1 protein-coding gene is annotated in these 401 nt (G+C 38.4%); it reads right to left on the bottom strand.

What is annotated here, in order from left to right:
* Nucleotides 1–401, bottom strand: a 401-nt coding sequence (locus tag ACFINO_RS10540) for a CDP-alcohol phosphatidyltransferase family protein (protein WP_375655799.1), incomplete at both ends; no start/stop codon positions are given.

Below are 401 nucleotides of genomic sequence, written 5' to 3'. Positions count from 1 at the left end.
GCTGATGAAATGACAATAATCGCACTTAATAAAAATGATAATCCTGATCCCATAAAACCACTTTGATAAAGCGCAAAAGCTGGAATTAAGACATAAGTCACATAATCAATGATATTATCCAGGAGTTCTCCAGACCATGTTGGAAGTACATATTTAACATCAAGTTTGCGCGCAATTGGCCCATCGATACCGTCAACGAGAAGTGCAAGTCCGAGCCAACAAAACATAGCAGTCCATTCTTTTTGAGAGGCCGATATAAGAGAAAGAAATGCTAAAAACGAACCTGAAGCTGTTAGTAAATGGACCGAAAAGCCCTTTGCTTGCGGCATTGTTACTTTTTTATGGCGCAATAGATCGGCATTAGTTTTGATTGTTTTTGTTAGCTTACGTGTCAAAGTTTG

The sequence above is a fragment of the Bartonella sp. AA83SXKL genome (assembly GCF_042196965.1).
GTDB lineage: Bacteria > Pseudomonadota > Alphaproteobacteria > Rhizobiales > Rhizobiaceae > Bartonella.
This window is presented reverse-complemented; position numbering and strand designations above follow the sequence as displayed.